The following is a 21,582-nucleotide window of genomic DNA, read 5'->3' as shown; positions in this document are numbered from 1 at the left end:
TCAGCCCGATCCGCACCCGCAGGAGACCACCATGTCGTCGTACCTCTACCGTCTCGGCCGCTCGTCAGCCGCCCACCCGTGGCGGGTGATCAGCGCCTGGGTCCTGCTCATCGCCACCGCCGCGGCGCTCGCCTCCTCGTTCGGTGCCCCGATGCGCGACGACTGGGACGTGCCGGGCGCCCGCGCCCAACAGGGCATCGACCTGATGCGCGAGCACGGGGTCGGCGGGTTCGCCAGCGCTCGCGTCGTGGTCCACGACCGCGACGGCGACGCGGTCCCCGCCGCCGAGATCGACCGGCTGACCGAGCGGCTGCTCGGTCTCGAGCACGTCGCCGGCGTCGGGCCGGCCCGGCTCAGCGACGACGGCGACACCGCCGTCCTCACCGTGCAGTACGCCGAGGTCATCACGCACCCCGACCTCATGGGCAAGATCGAGCCGCTGGAGGACGCGATCGTCGGCACGATCGACGCCGGTCTGCAGGTGGAGCTCGGCGGCGAGGTCCCCGAGAGCGCCGGCGAACCCATAGGAGGCACGGGAGAGCTGGTCGGCGTGGGCTTCGCCCTGCTGATCCTCGTGATCGCGCTCGGCTCCGCCGTGGGCGCGGGGCTCCCGATCGGCGTGGCCGTCGCCGGCCTGGCCGTGGGCAGCTCGGGCATCGGCCTGCTCGCGGCCACCATGTCGGTCAGCACGTCCGCGCCGATGGTCGCGTCCATGGTGGGCCTGGGCGTCGGGATCGACTACGCGCTGCTCCTGGTCACCCGGCACGTGGAGAACCTCCGCCTCGGGTACGACTCGGTGGAGGCGGCCGGACGTGCGGTCGCGACGTCCGGCCGGTCGGTGGTGTTCGCCGCGGCGACCGTGCTGGTCTCGCTGATGGGCCTGCGGCTCGCCGGCCTGTCGACGTACGACTCGTTCGGCCTGGCCACCGCCATCGCCGTAGTGTTCGTCGCCGCGTCCGCCCTCACGCTCGTGCCGGCGCTGTGCCGGCTGGGTGGTCGCAGGCTGCTTCCCCGCGCCGTACGACGCAACCGTCCGCAGCCCACCCGGGAACCGCTCACCGCCCGCTGGGCCGCCCGCGTCGGCCGCAAGCCGCTGGCGTGGCTGCTGGTCAGCCTCGGCGTCCTGCTGGTGCTCGCCGCGCCCGTGCTCGACATGCGCACCTGGCCCGGCGACGCGAGCAACCAGCCCGCGGGCAACACCACCCGCCAGGCGTACGACCTGGTCGCCGCCGAGTTCGGACCCGGCGCGAACGGGCCGCTGACCGTGGTGGTGCCCATCTCCGCCGCGGGGGCCGCGGACGACGTGGTGGCGACGCTGCGCGCCGACGACCGCATCGCCGGCCTCGCACCGGCGGTCACCACGCCTGACGGCGCCCTCACGATCATCACCGCCGAGCCCGCTTTCGGGCCCACCGACGAGCGGACCCCGGACCTGATCGAGGACCTTCGCGCCGCGCTCCCGGCCAGTGCCGAGGTCACCGGATGGACGCCGTTCTTCTCCGACATCTCCGACATGCTGCAGGAGCGGCTGTGGCTGGTGATCGCGTTCGTGGTCGGTGTCTCCGTGCCGCTGCTCGGGCTGATGTTCAGGTCCGTCCTGGTGCCCCTCAAGGCCGCGGCGATGAACCTGCTCTCGATCAGTGCCGCCTACGGCGTGCTGGTCGCGGTCTTCCAGTGGGGCTGGGGCGCTGAGCTCATCGGGGTCGACCAGTCGATGCCGATCTCGAGCTGGATGCCGATCCTGCAGTTCGCGATCCTGTTCGGCCTGTCGATGGACTACGAGGTGTTCCTGCTCTCCCGGATCCGGGAGGACTACCTCCGCACCGGCGACCCGCGTGGCAGCGTCGTCCGTGGTCTCTCGGCCACCGGCCGGGTGATCACCTCCGCGGCCGCGATCATGGTGGTCGTGTTCCTCGGCTTCGCCACCGAGGGCGACGTGGTCGTCAAGCAGCTCGGCCTCGGGATGGCCGTCGCCATCGTCCTCGACGCCACCCTCGTCCGGATGGTGCTCGTGCCGGCCACGATGTCGCTCCTCGGCCACCGGAACTGGTGGCTGCCGGGATGGCTCGACCGGCTGCTGCCTACCGTGCGGGTGGAGGTCGAGGAGGAGCTGGACTCCGATCGCGAGTTGGTCGGGGTGTAGGGCGGTCGGGTGTGCTGGGTCGGCGTTCCTTGCGGGGAGCGCCGGCCTGGCTACTTCCGGACGCGCGCGGTCGATCTAGAGTTCATGAGGGCGAGGAGGCACATGAAGAAGCAGATCGACGTCGTCGGTGCGGTCGTGGTTGCCGATGGGCGTGTGTTGTGCGTCCAGCGAGGCCCGCGTGGATCGCTGGCAGGCAAGTGGGAGTTCCCTGGCGGCAAGATCGAACCAGGCGAATCACCTCAAGCAGCTCTTGAGCGTGAGATCCGCGAAGAGCTGATGTGTCGCATCGAGGTGGGCGAGGAGAACACGACCACCAGCCACGAGTACGACTTCGGCATCGTCAACCTGACGACCTTCTACTGCCAGCTCGTCGCGGGGACGCCCCGGCTGGTCGAGCATGCGCAGATGTCATGGCGCTCGCCAGACGAGTTAGGTGAGCTGGATTGGGCACCTGCAGATATCCCGGCGGTTCACCTCGTCCAATCACGGCTGGTCTCCAGGGGCCCGACTTCCTAAGGCTGGCCACGTCGCGCCAAACGCACACCAAGTCAAGGTCGACCTGGCAAGCTCCTGACCGTGCCTTTGCCGGATGATCTCGCCACCGGGTTCCACGAGTCCCTCATCACCGACGAGCTGGCAAGCCGTCTTCGCGCTGAGACTAGACGACAAATTCTCCGTGCCCGCGTCGACGAAGCGGATCAAACTCACGTGCTGGCGCGACACATCGCAGCAGCCGCGCTTCAGCGACTCAAAGCGATCAAGGATCCGGCAGCGCGCCTCGAGGCCGCCAATGAATGGCTCAGTCACATGGAGAGCCCGAGTGATCCGGTCATCTCCCCGGTCGAGGAGCTCCACGCACTCAAGCCTGAGCCTGGCCCGGGCGTGCCCTCGCGGCTCGCTCACCGACCGAAGACTCCTCTGAATGACGCAGCTCTGCTCACCAACGCACACGGTGAGCCCAGTCTCGCCTCCGAGCTTCGCGCCGAGATTGATTCCGCGGACTCCGTTGACCTTCTGTGCGCCTTCGTCATGTGGCACGGACTCCGCTTGATCGAGAAGGAACTGGGGACAGCGCGCGACGCTGGAGTGCCGATCCGAGTCGTCACCACGACCTACATCGGCGGCACGGAGCGACGAGCGCTCGACCGGCTGGTTCGAGACTTCGGAGCCGAGGTCAAGGTGCAGTACGACGCGGCACGCACGCGGCTGCATGCCAAGGCATGGCTATTCGGCCGTCACACCGGATTCGATACGGCGTACGTGGGGTCGTCGAACCTCACGACCTCGGCGTTGCTTGAAGGCGTGGAATGGAACGTTCGCCTCAGCGCGGGCGCCACGCCCAGCCTGCTCGACAAGTTCAAGGCCACGTTCGAGTCCTACTGGAACAGCCCCGAGTTTGAGTCGTACGACCCGGATCGCGACAGGGATCGGCTCGACGACGCCCTGCTGGAGGCCAAGGGCATCAAGTCGTCCGACCGCGTGACCATCACGATCGCGGGCCTTGATGTGCGGCCCTACCCCTACCAGCAGGAAATGCTCGACGCGATTGCCGTGGAGCGCAAGCTTCATCATCGTCACCGCAATCTGGTCGTTGCGGCGACGGGCACCGGGAAGACTGTCATTGCTGCCCTGGATTACCGCGAGCTGGCTCGGGCAGCCGGCTCACAGCCGAGCTTGCTATTCGTGGCGCACCGCAGGGAGATCCTTGAACAGTCGGTTCGTACATATCGCGAGGTCCTGGGCGACGGCAGCTTCGGTGAGCTCTATGTCGGCGGTCAGCGGCCCGAGCGATGGAAGCACGTCTTCGCCAGCGTGCAGTCGCTGACGTCGTACGGAGTGACCAACATCCCGCGAGACGCTTTCGACGTCGTGGTGATCGACGAGTTCCATCACGCCGAGGCCAGAACCTACCGGCGGATCATCGAGCATCTGTCCCCCCAAGAACTGCTCGGGCTGACGGCGACACCGGAGCGCGCTGACGGAACCGACGTCCGAAGCTTCTTCGAAGGACGGACAGCCGCCGAGTTGCGACTGTGGGACGCACTCGGCGCAGACCTGCTGTGCCCCTTCCACTACTTCGCTGTTGCCGACGGCACGGATCTCCGTGCCATCACCTGGTCGCGAGGCAAGTACGACGACTCGCAGCTGGACGGAGTCTTCACAGGCAACGACGCTCGTGCCCGCATCATCCTGGCGGCTGTGCGCGACAAGATCGCTGACGTTGGGCGGATGCGTGCCCTCGGCTTCTGTGTCAGCGTCGCCCACGCCGAGTACATGACTCGCGTCTTCAACGAGGCCGGGATTCCCGCCCAGTGCGTGACGGGGACGACGCGTTCAGATGAGCGATCGCAGGCATTGCGTGACCTACGTGCCGCCGAGGTCAACGTGCTCTTCACCGTCGATGTGTTCAACGAGGGACTCGATGTCCCAGATGTCGACACAGTGTTGTTCCTGCGTCCGACCGAGAGCTCGACGGTCTTCATGCAGCAACTCGGTCGAGGGCTCCGACGAACGCACAGCAAGGCCGTTCTGACCGTCCTCGACTTCGTCGGCTACCACCGCAAGGAGTTCAACTTCTCGCGCCGCTTCAGTGCGCTCACCGGGCTGCACGGCAAGCAGCTGGAGAAGGCCGTCAAAGAGGACTTCCCCTTCCTGCCGTCCGGCTGTCAGGTCCGCCTCGACACGCAGAGCCAGCAGGTCGTGCTGGAGAACCTGAAGTCGCAGATCGCCAACCGCTGGAACCAGATCGTCGCCGAACTGCGAGCCGCGAAGGACGACTCGCTCGAGGGGTTCCTGGACCGATCGGGCCTAGAACTCAGCGACATTCTGCGACGCGGGAGCCACTCATGGACCAAGCTGCGTCGCGACGCCAGCCTTCCGACGCTCCCCGGATCCGAGCTGGAACAGAGGCTTCTCAAGCGGGTGCGGGCATTCGCCCACGTCGACGATCCGGAGCGGGCTCGGACTTACCGAGCCTTGCTCTCCGAGGCGGCTGTGAATTACGAGGATCTCTCGCCCGCGGAGCAACGTCTCGCCCGGATGCTCTACTACTCGCTCTGGTCTGATGGCGGCGGCTTTGAGTCAGTGAGCGAAGGCTTCCAGGCTTTCCGCCGCGAAGCCGCAACGAGAGCCGAGATCTCGACCGTCGTGGACATCAGTTTCGAGGCCGCACGGCATGTGCCGACGTCATTGACGGGGCGTCTTGCCGACATCCCCTTGCAGGTGCACGCGCGCTATCAGCGTGAGGAGATCTTGGCGGCGCTGGACTTCCCCCGCATGCCCAACAGCTTCCGCGAGGGCGTCTGGTACTCCCGCGACCTCAACGTGGACGCCTTCTTCATCACTCTGAAGAAGTCCGAGTCCGACTATTCACCAACCACGATGTACGCCGACTACCCCATCAGTCGCGAGCTCTTCCACTGGGAGAGTCAGTCGACGACGTCGGTGAACTCGGCGACCGGCCAGCGGTACCTCGCGGGCACCAGCACGGTGCTGCTGTTTGCGCGCCAGGAGCCCAAGGACGAGTTCGGCACCTCGCCCTATCTGTTCCTCGGTCCAGCGACGTATGTCAGCCACACCGGCGATCGGCCGATTGCGATCACGTGGCGACTGGAGACGTCTATGCCGACGGACTTCTTCAACCACGCCTCAGCGGTGGCTCAGTAGTCGGCTCACCATGGATCATCGGCTGCGGGTCTGACCTACTCGGACCGCAGCGCCAGCGGGTCGACCGTTAGCCACCAGTGAGAGACGGACCATTCGAGGCGGGAGGTCGCGCCCACTCCTGCCCATGTGTCAGCGCCCCTCGGCTGACTCCGGTAGATACCTCGAGCGGCAGCAACGACCCGTTCGTACTCAGTGGGCCATTCGAGTGTGGCAGCCATGCCCTCGAGCATGTTGCGGTCACGAGCCAGCACTTGATCAACGATGCTCGGTGCCGGCAGCGAATGCCTCTTATCGCCATTGCATCCTGCACACGACAACACGAGGTTGGCCAGCCCGTTTATGCCGAGGATCGACCAAGGGAGAACGTGATCCACGGGGTTGTCGGTCGGCAAGCGGCGTTGGCAGTAGAAGCAGGTGGCGCCGAAAGTTTCTTTGAGAGCGTTTCGAACCGGACCCATCGCTACCCGATCCCGGCCAAAGAGATGCCCCGCGACATCGGGCACCTTCTGGTCGAGAAAGCGGTTCAATCGACGGACATCCTCTACCCACATGATCTCGAGGGCGGGCTTGAGAAGTCCCGCCAGCCTGGCGAGACCGGTGGCGACTCCCGGCTTCAGGACTATCCGATCGCCATGAAGGCGTAGCGCCCTGCGTGAGACATTGTCGTGGAAGATCGCATCCTCGTAGAGAAAGGAGTCGCTACTAGAGGACCCAGGCAGGCGCTGGAGCCGATGTAACGGTTGCCGAGCCAGGCAAACGACGACTTCGTCGATCGCCTGGTCGTAAGCCTGAGGAGCTCGGCTAGCGGCGAGATCGAGCGAGGCCCCGCCGGCGCCAATCCGAGAAGCCCCCCGAAGATCAAGGGCGGCCTGCGGTATTCGAGCGCGAGCCTGGGTCGATTGACGTAGAGCCACTCCCTCGAATGGGCGCACTTGCTGCCAATAGAGGTCTAGGACGCGGTGCGACAGAATGGGCAGCGGCACCTCAAGCGCCTCGTACCCCCGCTCGGGGGCGTTCTCCACAGAGTGATCGATAAGCGCCATCAGCGTAGCCAGCTTGTATGTGGCCGTGCGTTGACCGCGCTCAAGAATGGCAACCACGCGTTGCCCAAGGAGCAGGGGGTCAAGATCTCTTCCGGCCATCACGCGCAGTATCGCCCATCGCCGAATCCGTTGATTGTGCAGCAGTGCGTCGCAGCTGCGATCGAGCGCCGTGCGGGGCAGCGGCTGAGCGAGGGCCTCGATCCGCGGCTCTTCGAACCGTTGAGGATCGACAAAGGGGCCTGGTTCTGCCTGCCACCGAAGCGCGAACAGGGCTTCAGCGGCCTGGTCGCGCACACCGAGGACGTCGCAAGAATCGGACAGATCTACCTGCTCTACTGACAAAGAGATCGGCCCCGACGCCGAGGCGTCGAGGCCGATCTCCCAGCACCGGGGTCAGCTGCAGCCGCTGGTGCTCCCGCAGCCCTCGCACACGTAGCACGAGCCAGCCGGGCGCATCTTCGTCCCGCAGGTCATGCAGAGCGGGGAGTCGACGGCGGTGCCGGTGAGCTTCTCGAAGAGCTCGGCGGTGGTCTTCGCCTCGCCCGTGGTCACGTGGGCCGGGACCTCGCGGGCCTCGGAGCCGTGCGTGTCCTTGGTCTCGACGTCGATGTGGTCGTGGGTCTCGACGAGCTCGGACGCCGAGCCGGTCTCCTCCACGAGCGGCTCGTAGGAGCCGGTCTCGAGGTGGCGCTGGCGCTCCTCGGCGGAGTAGATGCCGAGCTGCGAGCGCTCCTCGAAGGACAGGTAGTCCAGCGCCAGGCGGCGGAAGATGTAGTCCATGATCGACTGCGACATCCGCACGTCCGGGTCGTCGGTCAGGCCGGCGGGCTCGAAGCGCAGGTTGGTGAACTTCGAGACGTACGTCTCGAGCGGCACGCCGTACTGGAGGCCGATCGACACCGCGATCGAGAAGGCGTCCATCACGCCGGCCAGGGTCGAGCCCTGCTTGCCGAGCTTGAGGAAGACCTCGCCGAGCTGGCCGTCGTCGTGGGCACCGGAGGTCATGTAGCCCTCGGCACCGCCGACGGTGAACGACGTCGTGCGGGAGACGCGCGACTTCGGCAGGCGCTTGCGGACCGGGGCGTAGACGACCTTCTCGACGACCTTGGTCTCGACAGCCGCGTCGGAGGCAGCCTTGTCGGCCGCGTCCTTCTTGGCCTTGCCGCCACCATCGGACAGCGGCTGGCCGACCTTGCAGTTGTCGCGGTAGATCGCGGTCGCCTTCAGCCCGAGCTTCCAGGACTGCAGGTAGACGTCCTCGATCTCCTCGACCGTGGCCGACTCGGGCAGGTTGACCGTCTTGGAGATCGCGCCGGAGAGGAACGGCTGCGCGGCCGCCATCATCCGCACGTGGCCCATCGGCTTGAGCGAGCGGGCGCCCATCGCGGTGTCGAAGATCTCGTAGTGCTCGGTCTTGAGGCCGGGCGCGTCGATCACGTGGCCGTGCTCGGCGATGTAGGCGACGATCGCCTCGACCTGCTCCTCCTGGTAGCCCATCTTCTTCAGGGCCCGCGGGATGGTCTGGTTGACGATCTGCATCGAGCCGCCGCCGACGAGCTTCTTGAACTTCACCAGCGAGAAGTCGGGCTCGATGCCGGTGGTGTCGCAGTCCATCATGAAGCCGATGGTGCCGGTGGGCGCGAGGACCGAGGCCTGCGCGTTGCGGAAGCCGTTCTTGTCGCCGAGCTTGATCACGTCGGCCCACGCCTTCGTGGCCAGCTTGTGCACGCGGCCGTCCTCGGTGTGCAGCACGCGGACGACGTCGTTGGCCGCCTGGTGCTTGCGCATCACGCGCTTGTGGGCGTCGGCGTTGCGGGCGTACCCGGCGTACGGCCCGACGATCGCGGCGAGCTCGGCGCTGCGCTTGTAGGAGGTGCCGGTCATGAGCGAGGTGATCGCGGCAGCCATCGAGCGGCCACCCTCGGAGTCGTACCCGAGGCCCATCGCCATCAGCAGCGCGCCGAGGTTGGCGTAGCCGATGCCGAGCTGGCGGTAGTCGACGGTGGTCTGGCCGATCGCCTCGGTCGGGAAGTCGGCGAAGCAGATCGAGATGTCCATCGCGGTGATGATGAACTCGACGGCCTTCGCGAAGAGGGCGGCGTCGAAGGTGTCGTCGTCCTTGAGGAACTTCAGCAGGTTGAGCGACGCCAGGTTGCACGAGGAGTTGTCGAGCGACATGTACTCCGAGCACGGGTTGGACGCGGTGATGCGGCCGGTCTCGGGGTTGGTGTGCCAGTCGTTGATCGTGTCGTCGTACTGCAGGCCCGGGTCGGCGCAGGCCCAGGCGGCCTCGCTGATCTTTCGGAACAGGTCGCGGGCGTCGACGGTCTCGATGACCTCGCCGGTGCCGCGCGAGCGCAGGCCGAAATCGGTGCCGTCCTCGACCGCGCGCATGAACTCGTCGCTGACGCGGACCGAGTTGTTGGCGTTCTGGTACTGGACGGAGGTGATGTCGGCGCCACCGAGGTCCATGTCGAACCCGGCGTCGCGGAGGGCGCGGATCTTGTCCTCCTCCTTGGCCTTCGTCATCACGAACTCCTCGATGTCGGGGTGGTCGACGTCGAGGACGACCATCTTGGCCGCACGACGCGTCGCGCCGCCCGACTTGATGGTGCCGGCGGACGCGTCGGCGCCGCGCATGAACGAGACGGGGCCGGAGGCCGTACCGCCGGAGGAGAGGAGCTCCTTGGAGGAGCGGATGCGGGAGAGGTTGAGGCCGGCGCCGGAGCCGCCCTTGAAGATGAAGCCCTCCTCCTTGTACCAGTTGAGGATCGAGTCCATCGAGTCGTCGACCGAGAGGATGAAGCAAGCCGAGACCTGCTGCGGCGACGGGGTGCCGACGTTGAACCAGACGGGAGAGTTGAAGGAGAAGTACTGGTTGACCAGCAGCCAGGTCAGCTCGTGCTCGAAGATCTCGGCGTCGGCGTCGGTGGCGAAGTAGCCGTGGTCGGCGCCGGCCTTGGTGTAGGTCTTCACGACCCGGTCGATGAGCTGCTTGAGGCTCCACTCGCGGGCGTCGGTGCCGACGGCGCCGCGGAAGTACTTGGTGGTGACGATCGTCGAGGCGTTGACCGACCAGAAGTCGGGGAACTCCACGCCGCGCTGCTCGAAGACGGTCTCGCCGGTCTTCCAGTTCTGCTGGACGACGTCGCGACGCTCCCACGTGATGGCGTCGTAGGGGTGGGTGCCCTCGGTGCTGAAGACGCGCTCCATCTTCAGGCCCTTGCCCCTCGCCTTCGCGCGGGTGCTCACCGTCTCGGTCATGGGTTCTCCTCTTCCCTGGTTCTGCTTCAACTTCGCGAGTCTTCTCGCGGCTGCTTGGAAGGCCCGGCAGGCAGCTTCCCCACTACCTGCCGGGCCGCATGTGGGTCAGCCCGAATGCGCCGGATGCGCTGGCTGATCGTCCGCGGCTCGCTCGAGCCGCAGCATCTTGATCTCCGCGTCGAAGTCGTCCGCCGACTCGAACGCGCGGTAGACGGAGGCGAACCGGAGGTACGCCACCTCGTCGAGCGCCCGCAACGGCGCCAGGATCGCGAGGCCGACGTCGTTGGCGTCGAACTCGGCCTGCCCGCTCAGACGGAGTGCGTCCTCGACCTCCTGGCCGAGGCAGGCGAGCTGGGCGTCGGTGACCGGGCGGCCCTTGCAGGCCTTGCGGAGGCCGGCGATCGCCTTGTCGCGGTTGAACGGCTCGGTCGCGCCGGAGCGCTTGAGCACCGTGAGCTGCATCTTCTCGACCGTCGTGAAGCGGCGGTCGCAGGCCGCACACGTACGCCGGCGGCGGATCGAGCCACCGTCGTCGGCGACACGGGAGTCGAGGACCTTGGTGTCCTCGTTCTTGCAGTAGGGACAGTGCATGGCGGCCCTCCTCCCGGGTACGTTCAGGGCGCGGTTCGTACACCCTCATAACGGGGTGGCGCCTGTGGATCTTCCTGTGGACATCTAGCCTGTGCCTGTGGGTTCACGCCCTCAGCCTGTGCACCAGATGTGGATAACTACAGCGGTGTAACTACTAGATGTAGTGGTAACCGTACGCCCCGACCACAACGCATGGCAAGTGAATGCCGAACCTCGTCGGATCAATTTCGGGCCCGCGACAAAACCGCAGGTCAGTGCGCTGCGAGGTGGTCCAGCGGCGGCGTGTCGGCCCCTCCTTCTGGGTCGTTCGGCTGCCCCACTCAGGTCACATCCGCCACAATGGACCCCGTGTCCGCGGGGAAGAGAGCAGGGTCGCGCCGAGGCGCCAGCCAGCCCCGGACCTTGAACAAGGCGGCGCTGCTCCTGGGCGCCGCGACCACCCTCCTGGCGGTGGCCTGGGGCTACCTCGTGTACGCCGCGATCGACTTCGGTACGGCCGCCCGCGAGGGCAACTCGTCTGCCTGGACCTTCATGGCGCTGGCCAGCGCCGGCGCCATCGCCTGCCTCTTCGTCGGCCTGCTCCTGGTCGGGCGGATGATGCGCGTCCTGGGGGTCACCTCGGCGCCCCCGTCCCCCGACGCTCCCCCGCGCCCCGTCGGCGGCAAGCGCGCCGCGCGGTGATCGTGGAGGTTCTGGGTCACCGGGTGGCTCGGAACTGCCACGATCTTGCTGGCTGAGCGCTTGTGCTGTGGCTGTGGTGCGCCTGGTGAATCACAGGCGCCGCACTGTCGGGTGCTCGGGCGCGCGTTGGCCAAGCACGAAGTCCGCTCGTACCTGGTGCGAGTGAACTGCGACCGTCTGATGGTCAGCTGGGTTCGATGGCGAAGTGAGCGACGTTCCAGCTGTCCCCATCGGGTTCGAGGATGTATCTGAAGGTGGTTCGTCCGCCTGGGTACTTCTCCAGACGTCCATCCCCGTGGTGAACGACGGTGGGAGCCACGTCCTTCGTGAGGAGGTACACCGAGTCCGATCCCTGCGCCTTCACGATCCGCACGATCGACGAACCTGCGAAGTCGACCGTCCCGTCGGCCGCGTAGACCTCCTTCACCGTCTCGACGAAGCCTTCACATGGCACGCAGCCCGTCGTTCTCGAGGCGTACTTGGCGGTCCTGCCCGTCACCTGCATCTTGTCGCTGGCAGCCTCGAGGTCCCGGAGGAATGCCCTCGGGTTCTGGCGATCCTGTGAGAAGTAGGCTGAGTCGGGCGACTCTGCCGACGCCGGCTCATCTGGTCGACTGCCGGCGCCTGGGTCGGGACTCGCTGGCAAGGCCCCCTCACCCCCGGTCCCGCACCCCCACATCGTGGAAGCAGCTGCGCTGACCGCCAACCAACGGCCGAGTCCCCGAACCATCACTCGAGGACGAGCTGCGGTAGCGCCTCGAGGATCTCGAGGTCCTGAGCCGCGCCGGCGACCCAGAGGGTCGACGGGATCGATTCGGGCGGGCCGCCGTTGACCGTGAAGCTCGCGTCTCCGTACTGCGTGTCAACGCTGACGACGACCTCGTCGACCTGCTCGTAGACATGAGCGACGTCGAGGTTCGGGTACGGCGCCCCCGGGTTTGTCGTGGTCGTGGACGTGCCGTCGCCGAAGTTCCACCGGTAGGCAATCGGGTGGGCGGTCACGATGACATTCCGCCCCATTAGCCGAACCTCGATGTTCTGCTCGCGGCTGTTACTCGTGTAGAAGTTCGTATCCAGATTGACCAGTGTCTTTCCCCCAGGGGGCTGAACCACGACCGTTGATGGATTCCAATCGAGCTCACGGAACTGAGCAATCACCAGTTCTCGGATTGGTGGCGCCTCAATGTCTCCGGCTTCGCCAGCGGTCAGGCACGCGATGCCTTCTCGAACGCCGTCCTTGAAGACCGCATAGAGAGTTCCGATCCGCCCCCCTATCGTGCAGGCCCGCGGATTTGAGCACGCTTCGACGCCACCGGAGGTCCCGTCCTTGCAGAGTTGGTACACCTTCCAGACAGCACCTGGTTCAGCGAACTGCGCCGCACGGATGGACTTGGCCGAGTACTCGCACTTGACCTCAACCACGTTGAGATCGACCACCTCATAGCACCGTTCGACAACCTCCGCTTGAGCTGCGCTCGAAGTCGATGCAACTAGACCAAACAGCACCGCGAGCACCAAGAGGCAGCTACGGGATGCGCGTCCGGCGCCACTCAAGACGGCACCTGAGTGAGGCGAACCACCTGCCATGGAGCAGAAGGAGTGAGCCGAACCCGCATCACGATGTCGCCACCTGGCAGCTTCTGAGTCTCAGCATCCACTCGCTCCTTGAATGTCGTGGGCGAGGACTCGATCTCCAGGTCTAGAACGGGATTGCCTGTCGCGCCAGAGCGATCGATGACCTTCCCTAGGATCCAGCCGTCGGTCTTGACGAAACCCCCGTTGGCGTAGATCTGCTCGACTCGTTTGGCGGTCTGCAGGCACGGACGACATTTGCTGGACAGCGCTGAATACTCTTGGACCTCACCGGAGTTCTGCATGTGAGTGTTTGCCTCGACCCAGCGCCGGATGAACTCCTCCGGACTCTCCGCTTCCGGCTCCTCCGACTCCGTCGGGCTGGGCGTCGGGGACGAGCTCGTCGACTCCGGGATCTTCGGAGTGGGCTCCGGGGCGTCGGAGCACCCGGCCAAGAGGACGGGGACCGTGAGGGTGAGCGCGAGTGCGCGGCGTACGTGCATGAAGTGCCTTCCCGAGAACAACGTCAGCACGGGTGAAACTACCCATTCGGGTGCGTTCTGAACCAGACCCATGGCAAAGCCTGTGGACAACCCGGCGCCCGAGAAGATACGCCGGCTCGTCCCTCACCGGCACTCAGGGCACCGCTTCACGGCCTACGCGACCATCGAAGGCGGGCTACCCGACCGTCGAAGGCGCGACCACCGAAACTGAAATGCGCCGAGGGGCGGGCCCACAGGCCCGCCCCTCGGTCTTCCCCTTGGTTCCACCAGCCGGGGTCGAAGCGGCTGATGGAGGCCTCGCGCGTCAGTCGGAGACGACAGGGACGCGGAGCTTCTGGCCGGCGGCAAGGCCGGCGGACTCGAGGGCGTTGAGCCGCTCGATCTCGTTCATCATGGAGCGGACGTCGCCGTCGGTCGCGATCTCGCTGGCGATCCCCCACAGGGTGTCGCCGGGTGCGACCTGGACGATCTCGGTCGGGGCGGGCTGGCCGGCCTCGTCGGTGCCGACGGCGCCGCCGGCGAGCATGAAGGCCGCGGCGAGCACGAGGAACAGCGAAGTCAGGAAGACCACGAGCCGCCCGCGTCGGGTCAGCCGCACGGTCGAGCCGCGGCGTACGGGGACGGGAGCGAAAGCGGGGGCAAGGCTGAGGGTGCTCATGGTGGCCTCCTGGGGAAGATTCAGCCGGATGTCTCTGTCGAGCGAATGTCTAGTCGGACCCACCGACAGTGGCCTGGGCCACCGGAGGTCGATCAGACGTTCGATCGAACGTGTGTACGACGCTAGAGCACGTGTTCGAACAGGTCAAGCACCGTGACGAACAAATGTTCGATCCCCTGAAGGGCTTGGTCCGGAGGGGATCAACGGACCTACCCGCAACCGGCGCGACCCAGGGCGCCGGCTGCTTCGGCGCGGCGTACGAGTTCCTCTTCAACACCAGCTACAGCTGAAGAAGGCCGGCTGGTGCTGGCCGACGCGCGCACGCTCGACTTCGGGTACGCGATGATCCCGCCGTTCCCCGGCCAGGAGGTCATCCTCCGCACGGCAGCGGTCGCACATCGCCGCGCAGGTCAAGGGTGAGGCACCCGACGCGCACAAGGCGTTCGGCGACATCCCCGCCGTGTGCGTGATGGACGCCGGCAACAACGGCGTCATCATCCTCGCCGACAAGATGCTGCCGCCGCGCAAGCACGGCGTGCTGATCCCCGGCCCGCAGGCGCACGCGATGAAGCTCGGCTTCGAGAAGTACTTCCTCTGGAAGATGAAGCACGGCCAGGTGCGACTGCCCTGACCCCGATCGAGGAGACCGCTCAGCGGGCGGCGCGGCGGCGCATCGCGCGGCGCCCCTGCGCCGCGAACAGCGACGCGGCGTGCTGCGTGACGCCCGGTGCGAGCGCGGCGCCGCGTACCACTCCCCCGCGCCAGCCCGGCAGGGTCCGCACCACGCGGCGCGAGCCCACCAGCGCGACGGCCGCCTGGGCGACCTCGGCCACGCCGAGGATCGGGCCGCCGGAGTGGGTCAGCTGCGAGCCGAGGCCGTTCGGGTCCTGCGCGGCCAGCATCGCGGTGTCCACCCCGTCGGGGCACAGCGCGTGGACCCGGACCCCGCGCGGCGCCTCGGCGTTGACCGACGCCGACAGCGAGACGACCGCGGCCTTCGTCGCGGCGTACATGCTGTAGCCAGGCACCGGCCCGAGCCCGGACAACGAGGCGACGTTGACGACGTCTCCCCCGGCCGGCCCGAAGGCCGCCAGCGCGGCGCGGGTGCCCCACGTCGTCCCGAGCAGGTTGACCTCCACGAGGCGACGGACCTGCTTCTCCGACAGCGAGGTCAGGGCGCCGTCGTCGCCGACGCCGGCGTTGTTGAACCACGACGTCAGCGCCCCGTGGCGCGCCGCCTCCTCCGCGACCAGGACGTGGGAGGCGGGATCGCGTACGTCCTGCGCGAGGCCCGCGACCGCGCCGATCTCCGCCGCCGTCGCAGCGCCCGCCCACCCGTCGAGGTCGCCGATCACGACGGCGTGGCCGCGCGCGACCATCAGCTCCGCGATCCCACGCCCGATCCCGCGGGCTCCACCGGTGACGACGCACGAGGTCTGCATCCGCCGACACTAGCGACAAAGTAGCGACACGCGGCTTCGAACAGGTGTTTGATCCCACGGCTCCCGGAGGGCTACGGTGAGCGCACGGCTCCCGCCCGGCGCGGACGGTGGGAGCACCCCGCAGTGGAGGACGCCATGGCCAAGCAGGACGACAAGAACGTCATCGAGATGCCCGACGGCCCCCCGGACGCCACCGGGCTGACGCCGCGCCAGCAGCGCGTGCTCGCCACGATCAAGGACTCGCTCGAGACCAAGGGATACCCGCCGTCGATGCGCGAGATCGGCCAGGCCGTCGGCCTCACCTCGTCCTCCAGCGTGGCCCACCAGCTGCGCGTGCTCGAGGGCAAGGGCTTCATCAAGCGCGACCCCAACCGGCCCCGCGCCCTCGAGGTGTTCCTGCCCGAGGTGATGGCCGCCCGCCGCTCCATCTCGAGCGGCGAGGAGTCCAGCGTCGACGAGACCGGCATCGGCGACGTCGCCCCCACCGCGGTCAACATCCCGGTCGTCGGCCGCATCGCCGCCGGTGGCCCGATCCTCGCCGAGGAGCAGGTCACCGACGTGTTCCCGCTGCCCAAGCAGCTCGTGGGCGACGGCACGCTGTTCCTGCTCGAGGTCTCCGGTGACTCGATGGTCGACGCCGCCATCTGCAACGGCGACTACGTCGTGATCCGCCAGGAACAGACCGCCACCAACGGCCAGATCGTCGCTGCGATGATCGACGGTGAGGCCACGGTCAAGACCTTCCAGCGCAAGGACGGCCACGTCTGGCTGCTCCCCCACAACGACGCCTACGACCCGATCCCGGGCGACAACGCCACGATCCTCGGCGTCGTGACGGCGGTGCTCCGCAGCCTCTGAGCACCGTAGGGGTGGGCCGCCATTGAACGGTGCCCACCCCCGGGACACGATGGTCAGATGAGCGACGTCGAGAAGACCTACGACTACGTCATCGTCGGAGCGGGAGTTGCCGCGGCCAGCGCCGTCAAGGGCATCCGCGCCGAGGACGCCAGCGGCTCGATCGGCGTGCTCGGCTCCGAGCCCGACAAGCCGGTCTACCGGCCGGTGCTCACCAAGGACCTCTGGCTCAAGGACGACGCGACGCTCGAGGGCAGCTCGCTCGCCGGTGACCTCGAGGACGACGACGCCGTCGACCTCCTCACCGACACGACCGTCACCGCGATCGACCGCGGCGCCCACGCCGTACGCCTCGCCGACGGCAGCAGCGTCGGCTACGGCAAGCTCCTGCTGGCCACCGGCGCTGAGCCCCGCGTGCTGGGCGTCGCCCCCGGCCCCCGCGTCATCTACTACCGCACGGCCGCCGACTACGAGCGGCTGCGCGCGGTCGCCGCGAACGGCAGCCACGTCGCGGTCGTCGGCGGCGGCTACATCGGCTCCGAGATCACCTCGGCGCTGGTGCAGAACGGCATCGACGTCACCCTCGTCCTCGACCTCGAGGACGTGCAGGAGCAGATGTTCCCCCGCGCCCTGGCCGCCCACCTCACCAAGGAGCTCGCCGACCGCGGCGTGACGATCGTGCACGGCTCGGTCTCTGGTGGCGAGGAGGACGACGGGGGCGTACGGATCCGCCTCGACGACGACTCCCACATCGTCGCCGACGCTGCGGTGATCGGCGTCGGCGTGCTGCCGCGCACCGGACTCGCGGAGGCCGCGGGCCTCGAGGTCGACAACGGCGTCGTGGTCGACGACCGCCTCCGCACCAGCGACCCCGACGTGTACGCCGCGGGCGACGTCGCGTCCTACCCCGACGCCCTCCTCGGCCGCCGCCGCGTCGAGCACGTCGACCACGCCGAGAAGTCCGGCGAGCACGCCGGCAAGGTGATGGCCGGCGCCGACGCGGCGTACGACTACACGCCGTTCTTCTGGTCCGACATCCTGGATGCGGGCTACGAGGCGGTCGGCGAGACCAGCAGCGCGCTCGACCTGGTCGAGGACTGGAAGGACGGCGAGATGGGCACCGGCGTCGTCTACTACCTCAGGTCCGGGCAGGTCCGCGGGGTCGTCCTCTGGAACGTCTGGGACAGCGTCGACAAGGCCCGCGAGGTCATCAAGGAGACCGGCCAGAACCCGGTGGCCGACCCGGAGTCGCTGCGGGGGCGCATCCCGTTCGGGTGAGCTGAACGGCGGGTGAACACTCGCAGCAGGGCGTGATCTTCGCGCGGGTGCGTCGTTGAACCACCCGTGACCCCCTCACCACACCTCACCCGACGAGCCGTGATCGCCGGCAGTGCCGGCGCCGCCGCCGGTGCCGCCACCGTGGCCGGCACCACCTCGAGTGCCCGCGCGACCGCGCACGAGCCGTTCCAGCACGGAGTCGCCTCGGGCGACCCGCTACCCGATGCGGTCGTGCTGTGGACCCGCGTCACCCCGACGCCGGCGGCCACCCCCGGCTCCGGGGTCGGGCCGGACGTGAGCGTGACGTGGGAGGTGGCCACCGACGCGGGCTTCCGCGACGTCGTGCGGCGTGGACGCACCACCACCGGCGCGGCGCGCGACCACACGGTCAAGGTCGACGCGACCCGGCTGCGGCCGGCGACGGCGTACTTCTTCCGTTTCGCCCAGGGCAGCCGCACCAGCCCCGTGGGCAGGACGCGGACCGCACCGGCCGTGACCACCAGCCCCGACCGCCTGCGGTTCGGCGTCGTGTCGTGCGCCAACCTCCAGGCCGGCTGGTTCAGCGCCTACCGTCATCTCGCCGCGCGCGACGACCTCGACGCGGTGATCCACCTCGGCGACTACCTTTACGAGTACGCCCCCGGCGAGTACGGCTACGGCCGCGCCAACACCGACATCCGCCCGCACGTGCCGGCGCGCGAGATGGTGGGGCTGGCCGACTACCGCCAGCGCCACGCCCAGTACAAGGCCGATCCCGACCTGCGCGCCCTGCACGCGCGGCACCCCTTCATCGTCACCTGGGACGACCACGAGGTCACCAACGACGCGTGGCGCGAGGGCGCGGAGAACCACCAGCCCGACGAGGGCGACTACGCCGTCCGTCGCGCCGCCGCACACCGGGCGTACGACGAGTGGATGCCGGTTCGGATGTCCGGCACGGCTGCGACCGGTGACGGCACCCGCCTGTTCCGCACGCTGCGGTTCGGCGCGCTCGCCGAGCTGAGCATGCTCGACCTGCGCACGTACCGCGACCAGCAGGCCAGCACGCCCGCGCCGAGCCCGGTGCCGAGCCCTACGGACGGCTCCGGCCGGACGATCACCGGCCGCGCCCAGATGGACTGGCTCAAGCAGAAGCTGCGGCGCGAGGGGCCGCAGTGGAAGCTCGTCGGCAACCCCGTGATGATCGCCCCGGTCACCTTCGCCCAGCTCCCCCACGACCTCGTCGACCCGGTCAACGACGTCGCCGGGCTGCTGCCGCGCGACGGTGCGCCCTACAACGTCGACCAGTGGGACGGCTACACCGAGGACCGCCGCGAGCTCTTCGACCACATCCGCGACCAGGGTCTGCGCGACGTCGTGTTCCTGACCGGCGACATCCACTCCGGCTGGGCGTGCGACCTGCCCTACGACGCCTCGACCTACCCGCTCGGCGACTCCGCGGGTGTCGAGCTGGTGTGCACCTCGGTCACGTCCAACAACCTCAAGGACATCACCGGCACCCCGCCGCGCACCTCGTCGCTCGCCGTCGAGGCGGTGATCCAGGCCAACAACCGCCACGTGAAGTACCTCAACTTCGACGACCACGGCTACTCCGTCCTCGACGTCACGCCGGAGCGGGTGCAGATGGACTGGTACGTCATCGGCGACCGCGCCGACCGCGACGCCGGCTCCTCGTGGACCGCGTCGTGGGCCTCCCGGTCGGGGACCAACAAGGTCCACGCCGTCAGCGCGCCGGTGGGTGGTGCCTGATGTGCGCGCCTGAGAGGTCCGGCGGCGCCTTCGAGCGCGGCCGCCGCGAGATCCGCACCGGCCGCCGTACCCTGCTCGCCGCCGGCGCTGCCGGGGTCGCGATCTCCAGCCTGCCCGGCGCGGCCGGCGCCGCCCGCGCGGCGACGCGGGAGCGGGCGTACGTGCTGGTGCTCGACGGGTGCCGTCCCGACGAGATCACGCCGACCCTGATGCCCCGCACCAGCGCCCTGCGCGACGGCGGGCTGAACCACCCACGGGCGACCTCGCTGCCGGTGATGGAGACCATCCCCAACCACGTGATGATGATGAGCGGCGTGCGGCCCGACCGCAGCGGCGTACCGGCCAACTCGATCTTCGACCGCACCACTGGCGAGGTGCGCGACATGGACCGGCCCGAGGACATCCGGGTCGACACCGTCATCGAGCGACTCGGCCGCGCCGGCCTCACGACCGGCACCGTGCTCAGCAAGGAGTACCTCTACGGCATCTTCGGCAGCCGCGCCACGCACCGGTGGGAGCCGGCGCCGATCGTGCCCGTCTCCGGGCATGCGCCCGACGCCTTCACCATGGAGGCGGCGCTCGCGATGGTGCGCGAGCACGACCCGCACCTCGTCTTCGTCAACCTCGGCGACATCGACCGGATGGGCCACTCCGACCTCACCGGGCCCCTCGACGTGAAGGCTGCGCGGCAGGCCGCGCTGGCGGCCACCGACGTGCAGGTCGGCCGCTTCGTCGACCTCCTGAAGTCGTCCGGGCAGTGGCAGCACGCGCTCGTCGCCGTGCTCGCCGACCACTCGATGGACTGGTCGCTCCCGCACCAGCTCATCCACCTCACGCCGGCGCTCGAGGCCGACCCGCTGCTGGCCGGCCAGGTGGTGATCGCCGACAACGGCGGCGCCGACCTCCTCTACTGGACCGGTGACCCCGCGCTGCTCGACGCCGCGGTGGCGCGGATGATCGCGCTCGCCTCGGCGGTGCCGGGCGTGCTGGCCGCCCACGACCCGCGGGTCACGCCGTCACTGCGCACGGGTCCGCTGAGTGGAGACGTGATCGCCTACGCCCGCGCCGGCTGGCGCTTCAGCGACCCCGACCAGTGGTCCAACCCGATCCCCGGCAACCACGGCCACCCCTCGACGATGCCGATCCCGTTCTTCCTGGCCGGAGGTCACCCGCGGGTGCCGACCGGGGTCTCCTCCTCGATGCAGGCGGCGACGATCGACGTGGCGCCGACGCTGGCGGACTTCTTCGGTGTGGGGGCGCCGCGAGGCGGGTACGACGGCAGGTCGCGGCTGCCGTAGTAGCCTCGCGCCGATGTCATCCGCCGGCCACGACGCTCCCGACCCTCACCCCGACCCGCTGCTCTTCCGTACGCGTCCGGGCAACCGGCGGCGGCTGACCCCGGAGGCGCAGGCCGAGGTCGACCGGCTGGTCGCGGCGGGTGAGCAGTCCGCGTGGCTCAGCCCCCTGGCGTACAACCTGACCATCAGCCACAGCCACCGGTTCGTCTGGTACCGCGTGGCCAAGGTCGCGACCCGCACGATCCGCCACCACTGCGAGACCCACGGCGTGAGCATGGACGTCGACCACGCCATGCGGATCCGCTACCCGCTGGCGAGCTTCGCCGGCTACTTCACGTTCGCCTTCGTCCGCGACCCGCTCGACCGGTTCGTCTCGGCATGGCACGACAAGGTCGTGGACCACAACTACTACGACTTCGACCCCGCCACCCACGAGCGGATGCAGCGGGTCGAGGAGTTCGCCCGGTGGACCGCCGGGCACGACCTGTCCGCGGTGCCCGGCACCGACCAGCACCTGACGCTGCAGAGCAGGATGATCGACCTCAACCGGGTGGACTTCGTCGGCCGGCTCGAGACCTTCGACCGCGACTTCGGCGAGGTGTGCGAGCGGATCGGGGCGCCCGCCGTGCCGACCGCGCCGAAGAACCAGACGGCCCCCGGCGGCCGCGACCGGCAGGTCTCCGACGAGCTGCGCGAGCTCGTCGCGCGGATGTACGCCCGCGACTACCAGCTCTTCGGCTACGCGCCGCCCTACTGACGTCGGCGTACGTCATGGCCGCCGGCTGCCCTGGCGACCGCTCGCCATGACGTCAGGCTCGTACGTCATGGCCGCCGGCTGC

20 protein-coding genes are annotated in these 21,582 nt (G+C 68.4%); 12 read left to right on the top strand and 8 right to left on the bottom strand.

All coding sequences use genetic code 11. The features are described 5' to 3' along the window. Positions 1-31 precede the first annotated feature (31 nt). The 3 genes from AC57BS_RS11480 (at position 32) to AC57BS_RS11470 (ending at position 5,809) form a co-directional block, all read left to right on the top strand. Positions 32-2,143, top strand: a complete 2,112-nt coding sequence (locus tag AC57BS_RS11480) for an MMPL family transporter (RefSeq protein WP_496411574.1) — start codon at positions 32-34, stop codon at positions 2,141-2,143. 102 nt (positions 2,144-2,245) lie between these two features. Then, on the top strand, positions 2,246-2,659 hold the full coding sequence (locus AC57BS_RS11475) for a (deoxy)nucleoside triphosphate pyrophosphohydrolase (RefSeq protein WP_496411573.1): 414 nt from the start codon (positions 2,246-2,248) through the stop codon (positions 2,657-2,659). A 60-nt stretch (positions 2,660-2,719) separates the two neighbouring features. Continuing rightward, positions 2,720-5,809 (top strand): DEAD/DEAH box helicase, encoded by a 3,090-nt coding sequence (locus tag AC57BS_RS11470; protein WP_496411572.1) that lies wholly within the window; start codon positions 2,720-2,722, stop codon positions 5,807-5,809. Between the two features lie 35 nt (positions 5,810-5,844). On the opposite strand, the gene AC57BS_RS11465 is transcribed toward AC57BS_RS11470, so the two are convergent. After that, on the bottom strand, positions 5,845-6,852 hold the full coding sequence (locus AC57BS_RS11465; protein ID WP_496411571.1) for an HNH endonuclease: 1,008 nt from the start codon (positions 6,850-6,852) through the stop codon (positions 5,845-5,847). A gap of 30 nt (positions 6,853-6,882) precedes the next feature. Here AC57BS_RS11465 and AC57BS_RS11460 point away from each other — a divergent pair, with 30 nt between their 5' ends. Then, a complete protein-coding gene (locus AC57BS_RS11460) occupies positions 6,883-7,191 on the top strand; it encodes a hypothetical protein (protein ID WP_496411570.1) in 309 nt (102 codons plus the stop codon). Between the two features lie 54 nt (positions 7,192-7,245). Here AC57BS_RS11460 and AC57BS_RS11455 read toward each other — a convergent pair whose 3' ends face one another. Both AC57BS_RS11455 and nrdR read right to left on the bottom strand, forming a co-directional pair. After that, positions 7,246-10,116 (bottom strand): vitamin B12-dependent ribonucleotide reductase, encoded by a 2,871-nt coding sequence (locus AC57BS_RS11455; RefSeq protein ID WP_496411569.1) that lies wholly within the window; start codon positions 10,114-10,116, stop codon positions 7,246-7,248. 105 nt (positions 10,117-10,221) lie between these two features. Beyond that, entirely contained in the window at positions 10,222-10,707 is a 486-nt protein-coding gene (nrdR, locus tag AC57BS_RS11450) for a transcriptional regulator NrdR (protein WP_496411568.1), read from the bottom strand. Positions 10,708-11,055: 348 nt separating this feature from the next. On the opposite strand from nrdR, the gene AC57BS_RS11445 reads away from it, so the two are divergent. Then, positions 11,056-11,388, top strand: coding sequence for a hypothetical protein (locus tag AC57BS_RS11445; RefSeq protein WP_496411567.1), 333 nt, complete (start codon positions 11,056-11,058; stop codon positions 11,386-11,388). A gap of 184 nt (positions 11,389-11,572) precedes the next feature. On the opposite strand, the gene AC57BS_RS11440 is transcribed toward AC57BS_RS11445, so the two are convergent. The 4 genes from AC57BS_RS11440 to AC57BS_RS11425 form a co-directional block, all read right to left on the bottom strand. Beyond that, positions 11,573-11,887 (bottom strand): hypothetical protein, encoded by a 315-nt coding sequence (locus AC57BS_RS11440; protein WP_496411566.1) that lies wholly within the window; start codon positions 11,885-11,887, stop codon positions 11,573-11,575. A 230-nt stretch (positions 11,888-12,117) separates the two neighbouring features. Continuing rightward, a complete protein-coding gene (locus tag AC57BS_RS11435) occupies positions 12,118-12,903 on the bottom strand; it encodes a PKD domain-containing protein (protein WP_496411565.1) in 786 nt (261 codons plus the stop codon). Positions 12,904-12,938: 35 nt separating this feature from the next. Continuing rightward, on the bottom strand, positions 12,939-13,493 hold the full coding sequence (locus AC57BS_RS11430; RefSeq protein WP_496411564.1) for a hypothetical protein: 555 nt from the start codon (positions 13,491-13,493) through the stop codon (positions 12,939-12,941). Positions 13,494-13,767: 274 nt separating this feature from the next. After that, entirely contained in the window at positions 13,768-14,121 is a 354-nt protein-coding gene (locus AC57BS_RS11425; RefSeq protein WP_496411563.1) for a LysM peptidoglycan-binding domain-containing protein, read from the bottom strand. 131 nt (positions 14,122-14,252) lie between these two features. Between AC57BS_RS11425 and AC57BS_RS11420 the strand changes: the two genes are divergently transcribed. Continuing rightward, the gene (locus AC57BS_RS11420) at positions 14,253-14,411 is read left to right on the top strand and encodes a hypothetical protein (RefSeq protein ID WP_496411562.1); all 159 of its coding nucleotides are present in this window, start codon (positions 14,253-14,255) and stop codon (positions 14,409-14,411) included. Between the two features lie 170 nt (positions 14,412-14,581). Continuing rightward, entirely contained in the window at positions 14,582-14,752 is a 171-nt protein-coding gene (locus tag AC57BS_RS11415; RefSeq protein WP_496411561.1) for a hypothetical protein, read from the top strand. 19 nt (positions 14,753-14,771) lie between these two features. Here AC57BS_RS11415 and AC57BS_RS11410 read toward each other — a convergent pair whose 3' ends face one another. After that, a complete protein-coding gene (locus tag AC57BS_RS11410; RefSeq protein WP_496411560.1) occupies positions 14,772-15,563 on the bottom strand; it encodes an SDR family NAD(P)-dependent oxidoreductase in 792 nt (263 codons plus the stop codon). Positions 15,564-15,698: 135 nt separating this feature from the next. On the opposite strand from AC57BS_RS11410, the gene lexA reads away from it, so the two are divergent. From lexA to AC57BS_RS11385, 5 genes are all read left to right on the top strand, one after another. After that, entirely contained in the window at positions 15,699-16,421 is a 723-nt protein-coding gene (gene lexA, locus AC57BS_RS11405) for a transcriptional repressor LexA (RefSeq protein WP_496411559.1), read from the top strand. A 57-nt stretch (positions 16,422-16,478) separates the two neighbouring features. Beyond that, entirely contained in the window at positions 16,479-17,696 is a 1,218-nt protein-coding gene (locus AC57BS_RS11400) for an NAD(P)/FAD-dependent oxidoreductase (RefSeq protein WP_496411558.1), read from the top strand. Positions 17,697-17,762: 66 nt separating this feature from the next. Next, positions 17,763-19,445: an alkaline phosphatase D family protein gene (locus AC57BS_RS11395; protein WP_496411557.1), complete on the top strand. Its 1,683-nt coding sequence runs from the start codon at positions 17,763-17,765 to the stop codon at positions 19,443-19,445. Beyond that, complete coding sequence (locus tag AC57BS_RS11390; protein ID WP_496411556.1) at positions 19,445-20,743, top strand: alkaline phosphatase family protein; 1,299 nt, start codon at positions 19,445-19,447, stop codon at positions 20,741-20,743. Before AC57BS_RS11395 ends, AC57BS_RS11390 begins: the two co-directional genes overlap by 1 nt. A 13-nt stretch (positions 20,744-20,756) precedes the next feature. Next, entirely contained in the window at positions 20,757-21,500 is a 744-nt protein-coding gene (locus tag AC57BS_RS11385) for a sulfotransferase family 2 domain-containing protein (protein ID WP_496411555.1), read from the top strand. Positions 21,501-21,582: the final 82 nt, after the last annotated feature.

The organism is Nocardioides sp. BGA-UO-ETr-FS32 (genome assembly GCF_059567905.1).
The sequence above is the reverse complement of the archived record's forward strand: the minus strand, read 5'-3'. Positions and strand labels throughout refer to the sequence as shown.